The sequence below is a fragment of the Clostridium sp. DMHC 10 genome (genome assembly GCF_001270375.1).
In the GTDB taxonomy this organism is placed as follows: Bacteria; Bacillota; Clostridia; order Clostridiales; family Clostridiaceae; genus Clostridium_S; species Clostridium_S guangxiense.
The window spans coordinates 126,137-132,540 of sequence record NZ_LGVB01000010.1; the positions used below are offsets into that span (position 1 = coordinate 126,137).

The following is a 6,404-nucleotide window of genomic DNA, read 5'->3' on the forward strand; positions in this document are numbered from 1 at the left end:
AAATCTTATAAAGGAAAGGATGGTAAATGTGAATCAAGAAAAAAGTTTTTTAGGAAAGTTAAAAACGTATTTAGTATTTGCAGGACCAACTACATTCATATTTTTTACCGTAATCATACTACCATTTATATTTGGTATATACTTAACCTTTACTGACTGGAATGGTATTTCTTCTACTCATTCAATGGTTGGAGCTAAAAACTATTTAGAAGTTTTTAAAGATAAGGTTTTTTGGACATCGTTTTTATTAACATTAAAATATGTATTTTTTACTGTAATACTTACTAATGCAATTGGTTTTTTATTGGCTTATATTTTAACAAGTGGAGTAAAGGGACAAAATATATTTAGAAGCGGTTTCTTTACACCTAATCTTATTGGAGGAATTTTGCTTGGTTATGTATGGCAGTTTATTTTCTCTAATGTACTTGTTTATATAGGAAAAACTGCTCACCTTGCTATATTTTCATCTTCATGGCTTGCTGATCCTAAAAAAGCATTTTGGACATTAGTAATAGTTGGAATATGGCAATATTCCGGATATATGATGATTATTTATATAGCAGGTTTTATGGGAGTTCCAAAGGATATATTGGAAGCCGCAGATATAGATGGAGCAACTAGCTTTAGAAAAATGAGAAGTATAGTACTTCCAATGATGATTCCATCCTTTACTATATGTGTATTCTTATCTCTTCAAAGATGTTTCATGATATATGATGTAAACTTGTCACTTACAAAGGGAGGACCTTATGGTGCAACTCAAATGGTAGCTATGACAGTTTACCAAAAGGCATTCTTATCTCAACAATACGGCGTAGGGCAAGCTCAGGCATTCTTCTTATTCTTAATGGTTGCAGTTATAACAGTAGCTCAGGTTTACTTCAGTAAAAAAATGGAGGTGGAAAGCTAATGAAGAAGCAGAAACTTATAGCAAATATTATAAAAACAATTATTCTTGCGGTTTTATTATTTGCTTATTTAGTTCCATTTTTATTTGTACTATTCAATTCATTAAAAAGCAATGCGGAGATTTTGATTAATCCATTGAAATTAGGAAAGAAAATAAGTTTTGCAAACTATGTAAGTGCATTTGAAAAAATGGATTATATGCATGGATTTGTGAACTCATTAATAGTAACTTCTGTTAGTGTTGTACTTATAGTTGTTCTATCATCTATGACAGCATATATACTTGCAAGAAGAAATTGGAAATTCAACAATGCTATTTTTCTAATGATGGTTGCATCTATGATAATACCGTTTCAGGGAATAATGATACCTCTTGTTAAGATATATGGTTCTATTAACATGCTAAATAGTAAATGGGGTCTCATATATATGTATCTTGGATTTGGAGTAGCTCTTGCCGTATTTATGTATCATGGATTTATAAAAAGTATACCTAAAGAGCTCGAGGAAGCAGCTATGATAGATGGATGCTCACAGCTTCAAACATTTTGGAAAATAGTATTTCCATTACTTAAACCAACCACAATGACAATATTAATACTTGATATATTATGGATATGGAATGACTTCTTATTACCTTCTCTAGTACTTATGGTTCCAGATCAGAGAACATTACCACTTTCAACTTATTACTTCTATGGAACTTATACAGTTGATTATGGTTTGTCAATGGCAGGACTTATGCTCACTATTATCCCCGTAATAGTAGTTTACTTATTCTTGCAAAAACACATTATAAATGGAGTACTTCAAGGATCCATAAAATAACGCTGGAGGTGATAATGTGGCAAAAGTTTGGTGGAAAGAAAGTGTAGTTTATGAGATATATCCAAGAAGCTTTAAAGATACAAATGGAGATGGAATAGGAGATTTAAAAGGCATAACAGAAAAATTGGATTATATTAAGCTATTGGGAGCTAACGTAATATGGCTTTGCCTATATATAAATCACCTAATGATGATAATGGATATGACATAAGTGATTATAGAGATGTAATGGATGAATTTGGGACTATGGAGGATTTTGATAAATTGCTTAAAGAAGCCCATAAAAGAGATATCAAAATCCTTATGGATCTAGTGGTTAACCATACTTCAGATGAGCATAAATGGTTTATTGAGAGTAGAAAATCTAAAGATAATAAATATAGAGATTACTATATATGGAAAGATCCTAGGGATGGAAAAGCACCAAATAATTGGGGAGGGGCTTTTGCTGGCTCTGCATGGGAATATGATGAAAATACTGACATGTATTTTTACATTGTTTTTCAAAGAAGCAACCAGATTTAAATTGGGAAAACCCAGAAGTTAGAAAAGAAGTTCAAGAGCTTGTGAAGTTCTGGCTTGATAAAGGTATTGATGGATTTAGGATGGATGTTATAAATATGATTTCTAAAGATCAGGCCTTTCCAGATGGAGTAAAAGCAGAGGAAAGCCTCTATGGAGATAAAGATCCTATAATAATGAATGGACCAAGGGTTCATGAATACCTTAAAGAGTTAAATGCAAAAGTTTTGAGCAAGTATGACATAATGACTGTTGGAGAAACACCCCTTGTAACCCCTGAAATTGCTATGAAGTATGTTGGAGAAGATAGAAAAGAATTAAATATGGTATTTGAATTTGAACATATGGATATTGATAGGGATGAATCAAAAGCTACAAAAGAACCATTTGATTTAATAAAGCTAAAGAAAGTACTTACAAAGTGGCAAAAAGGCCTTGAAAATGGTGGATGGAACAGTCTTTACTGGAATAATCACGATCAAGCAAGAGTTGTATCGAGGTTTGGAAATGACAAAGAGTACTGGGAAAAATCAGCGAAAATGCTAGGCACATGTCTTCATATGCAGCAGGGAACCCCTTATATATATCAAGGTGAAGAAATAGGAATGACTAATGTTCATTTTGAAACTATAGAAGATTATAGAGATATAAGTGCTATAAATCGTTATAGAGAAGAAGTTGAAGTAAAAGGTAGAGATAAAGATAACTTTATGCATTATCTTCATGAGCTTTCAAGAGATAATGCACGCACTCCAATGCAATGGAGCAGTGGCGAAAATGCAGGGTTTACAAATTCAGAAGCTACGCCATGGATAAAATTAAATCCTAGATATAAAAAAATAAATGTTGAAAGCCAAATAAATGACCCAAACTCTATATTTAATTATTATAGAAAATTAATAAAAATAAGAAGAGAAAATGAAATAGTTGTATATGGTAGATATGACTTGATTTTAGAAGACGATAAAAAATATATGCATATACAAGAACATTAAATGATAAAAATTGCTCGTTATATGTAACTTTACTAAAAGCGAACCAATATTCTGCCTGCCAGAAAATATCAGATACTCTTCTTTTGAAAAGGTAATTGGCAATTATGATGAAGATGATAGCACAATAGAAAAAATAAAATTAAAACCATATGAATGTAGAGTTTATATGCTTCAACAATAAATGGTAAAGTGGTGGAAGAAATGTTTAAATTTGAAGATAATATAATGTTTAAAGAAAAAGAAAATGATGTTCTTACTGTAGGGGAACTTTTGATTGATATGATATCAGCAGAATATGGAGAGGAATTTCAATCTGATAGTTATAATAAGTTTTTTGGAGGATCACCTGCCAATATAGCAATGAATGTAAAGAAATTAGGAATAAATTCATGTGTTGTTTCAGCAGTTGGAAAGGATAATCTGGGAAAGTTTTTGATAAAAAAGCTTGAAAATGCAGATATTAGCACTGATTATGTTGATATGGTGGATTATTCAACAAGTTTAGTTTTAGTAACTAAAAGTAAGGCTACTCCTATACCAATATTTTATAGAGGAGCAGATTATCATTTGCATTTTAGTTCTAAAATAGCTGAGATTGTAAGGAAATCAAAAATTGTACATTTTTCCTGCTGGCCTATTTCAAGAAAACATTCTAGAGAAACTATACTTAGAATTATTGAAGAGTGTAGAAAGAATGATATTATTATTGGGTTTGATCCTAATTATCACAAAATGATTTGGGACAAGAATGAAGATGGAACGGAATATGTAAAAGACATAATTTCAAAAGTTGATATTATAAAACCGTCAGAGGATGATGCAGAAAGAATATTTGGAAGCGATACGCCTGAAAATCAAGTGAATAAATTTCTTGAGCTTGGTGCAAAGTTTGTAGTAATGACACTTGGCGAAGATGGAGCAATAGCTTCAAATGGAAATGAAACTGTAAGATTTAATACATTAGCAACTGAAGTGGTTGATACTACAGGAGCAGGGGATGCATTTTGGTCTGGGTTTTATACAGCTATAATAAAAGGCTATAATATTAAAAAAGCATTAGAGCTTGGATTTGCGGTAAGTGCCTATAAACTCAAATACACTGGAGCTGTGGTAGAATTTCCAACGATTGAAAAGGTAAAAGATATGTATAATTTATAGTAAAATACCCCAAAATTATTTAAATGATAGATTTATAAGTAAAGAGAAATTAGTATAGGTTTAAAAATGTGTTTTGTAAAAAGGTAAAGACAAATATTTTTTTACAATATGCATAATATACTTATACTAGTTTCTCTATAGTTTTATATAGATAATTTTTGTTCATATAATCCTAGAAAAAATGCTGTATAGAACTATTTCACATAAATGTAATTTTAATAGACAAGTTTGTTTCAATATTATATAATTAAGTGTATTTTAACTTATATTTAGGGAGTGTTTTTATGGCAACGATTAAGGATGTGGCTCAGCTAGCAGGCGTAGCAGTCACAACGGTTTCAAGAGTACTTAACAATAAAGGGTACATAAGTGAGGAAACAAGAAAAAAAGTTAATGATGCTATGGAGAATCTTAACTATCAGCCTAATGAGGTAGCAAGATCCTTGTATAGAAAAAAATCCAATATTATAGGACTTATAATTCCAGATGTATCGCACCCGTTTTTTGCTAAACTTACTAATTATATTGAATACTATGCATATGAGAATGGATATAAGATATTACTATGCAATTCATATAAGGATAAGATTAAGGAGAAAGACTATATAAATATGCTTAAAAGAAATCAAGTTGATGGAATAATAATGGGGAGCCATACACTTGAAACATCGGAATATTCAAAACAGAAGTTGCCTATAATTACTTTTGATAGAAATCTTTCTGGCAATATACCATTTATAACATCGGATAACTACAAAGGTGGGTCTTTAGCTACAAAGCTTTTAATTAAGAAAGGCTGTAAAAAGCTTGCACATATAAGTGGTACACTTGAACTTAACACTCCAGCCAATAAAAGATATAATGCATTTATAGATATTGTGAAAGAAGAAAAAGTAGATTTTGTAGTAAAACAAACCAAACTGGATACTTTTGAAAATTATATAAAACTGGTACGCAATATATTTGAAGAACATCCTGATATAGATGGCATATTTGCTAGTAGTGATATGATAGCAGCATCTGTTATACAGGTGGCTAATTCTATTGGTAAAGAAATAACAAAGGATTTAAAGATAGTAGGCTATGATGACATTGATATTGCGTCTTTAATAGTTCCACAGATAACCACTATTAGGCAGCCACTTGAAGAAATGGGTAAAATGGCTGTAAAGCTTCTTATAGATCAAATTAATGGCAAAGATGTTAAAACAGAAAATATTTTACCTATAAAATTAATAGAGCGTAAGACTACATAAAAGTTGGAGAAGAGGAGAAAATATGTTTAAGAGTGTTACAAATATAAAAGTTAGATATGCTGAAACAGATAAAATGGGAATAGTTTATCATTCTAATTATTATATATATTTTGAGGTTGCAAGAGAAGATTTTATTAAAGAAGCAGGAATTATGTATAAGGATTTGGAAGATATGGGCATAATAATGCCTATAGTAGAAACTAGGTGTAAATATCATGAGGGAGCAAAATATGCAGATGAGCTTATTATTGAAACTTCATTAAAAGAAATTTCTCCTGTTAAAGTTGTATTAAAGTACGATGTCATAAGAAAAAATGATAATAAGGCAATTGCAGAAGGAGAAACAACACAAACTTTTGTAGATAAAGATAGCTTTAGGATAGTCAATTTAAAAAAAAGATATACCGAAATATGGAATAAAATGTGTGCTTTAAAGTAGATAAATTATTAAAATCACATTGAAATTGATAAATTAATAAGAAAATCTCTTTTTTAGTAGACAAATTATCATTTGTAAAGGATATTATTTTAATGTATTATTAAAATGTTAAAATTTTATAAATTATAATTGATATTATAATTAAAAGGATTATAATAGTCTACATATACATATTAGATTAACACTGTTTGGTTGTGTTTCTAAGGAGGATAAAAATGTTAAAAAAGTTTCTTGATATACTTATAGGTGAACCGTTGGCAAACGAGCAAAGCGCTAGTGAAAAATACAATGTGC

At 30.2% G+C, this 6,404-nt stretch carries 5 protein-coding genes and 1 pseudogene; all 6 read left to right on the forward strand.

Annotated features, from left to right (window positions below; translation table 11 throughout):
- Window positions 1–19 precede the first annotated feature (19 nt).
- The 6 genes and pseudogenes from AGR56_RS01405 (at window position 20) to AGR56_RS01430 (ending at window position 6,110) form a co-directional block, all read left to right on the forward strand.
- Window positions 20–913, forward strand: a complete 894-nt coding sequence (locus tag AGR56_RS01405) for a sugar ABC transporter permease (RefSeq protein ID WP_198149895.1) — start codon at window positions 20–22, stop codon at window positions 911–913.
- The gene (locus AGR56_RS01410) at window positions 913–1,740 is read left to right on the forward strand and encodes a carbohydrate ABC transporter permease (RefSeq protein ID WP_053240841.1); all 828 of its coding nucleotides are present in this window, start codon (window positions 913–915) and stop codon (window positions 1,738–1,740) included. The genes AGR56_RS01405 and AGR56_RS01410 overlap by 1 nt, the downstream gene beginning before the upstream one ends.
- Window positions 1,741–1,756: 16 nt before the next feature.
- Window positions 1,757–3,438 (forward strand): annotated as a pseudogene (locus AGR56_RS01415) (alpha-glucosidase).
- Between the two features lie 20 nt (window positions 3,439–3,458).
- Window positions 3,459–4,415, forward strand: coding sequence for a sugar kinase (locus tag AGR56_RS01420; RefSeq protein WP_053240842.1), 957 nt, complete (start codon window positions 3,459–3,461; stop codon window positions 4,413–4,415).
- A gap of 284 nt (window positions 4,416–4,699) precedes the next feature.
- Window positions 4,700–5,671 (forward strand): LacI family DNA-binding transcriptional regulator, encoded by a 972-nt coding sequence (locus tag AGR56_RS01425; RefSeq protein ID WP_053240843.1) that lies wholly within the window; start codon window positions 4,700–4,702, stop codon window positions 5,669–5,671.
- Between the two features lie 22 nt (window positions 5,672–5,693).
- Complete coding sequence (locus AGR56_RS01430) at window positions 5,694–6,110, forward strand: thioesterase family protein (protein ID WP_053240844.1); 417 nt, start codon at window positions 5,694–5,696, stop codon at window positions 6,108–6,110.
- Window positions 6,111–6,404 lie beyond the last annotated feature (294 nt).

What these genes read in the sequence shown, in the direction of transcription:
- AGR56_RS01410 (WP_053240841.1), top strand. Translation starts at nt 913, where the DNA reads ATGAAGAAGCAGAAACTTATAGCAAATATTATAAAAACAATTATTCTT.
- AGR56_RS01425 (WP_053240843.1), top strand. Translation starts at nt 4,700, where the DNA reads ATGGCAACGATTAAGGATGTGGCTCAGCTAGCAGGCGTAGCAGTCACA.
- AGR56_RS01430 (WP_053240844.1), top strand. Translation starts at nt 5,694, where the DNA reads ATGTTTAAGAGTGTTACAAATATAAAAGTTAGATATGCTGAAACAGAT.
- AGR56_RS01405 (WP_198149895.1), top strand. Translation starts at nt 20, where the DNA reads ATGGTAAATGTGAATCAAGAAAAAAGTTTTTTAGGAAAGTTAAAAACG.
- AGR56_RS01420 (WP_053240842.1), top strand. Translation starts at nt 3,459, where the DNA reads ATGTTTAAATTTGAAGATAATATAATGTTTAAAGAAAAAGAAAATGAT.